The sequence below is a fragment of the Streptomyces sp. URMC 123 genome (assembly GCF_051386515.1).
Taxonomy (GTDB): domain Bacteria; phylum Actinomycetota; class Actinomycetes; order Streptomycetales; family Streptomycetaceae; genus Streptomyces.
The window spans coordinates 1-337 of sequence record NZ_JBPQTV010000742.1; the positions used below are offsets into that span (position 1 = coordinate 1).

1 protein-coding gene is annotated in these 337 nt (G+C 70.6%); it reads right to left on the bottom strand.

Annotation, left to right across the window (positions count from 1 at the left end):
- A partial coding sequence (locus tag ACSNOD_RS31860; RefSeq protein WP_436770532.1) for a dihydropteroate synthase occupies positions 1-337 on the bottom strand: 337 nt, incomplete at both ends.

The following is a 337-nucleotide window of genomic DNA, read 5'->3' on the forward strand; positions in this document are numbered from 1 at the left end:
TCGGCGATCTCGACCTTCTTCTCGACCGTGCGGGCCTGGCCCTCCTCGTCGATGGTCAGCGCGATCAGCGCGGCGCCATGCTCCTGTGCCAGCCGGGTCACCTGGGCGAACCGCGAATCCGGCCCGTCGCCGTCCTCGTAGTTCACCGAGTTGATGACCGCGCGGCCGCCCAGCTTCTCCAGCCCCGCCCGAATGACGGCGACCTCGGTGGAGTCCAGGACGATGGGCAGCGTGGACGCCGTGGCGAACCGCCCCGCCAGCTCCTCCATGTCGGCGACGCCGTCGCGGCCCACGTAGTCCACGCACAGGTCCAGCATGTGCGCGCCCTCGCGGATCT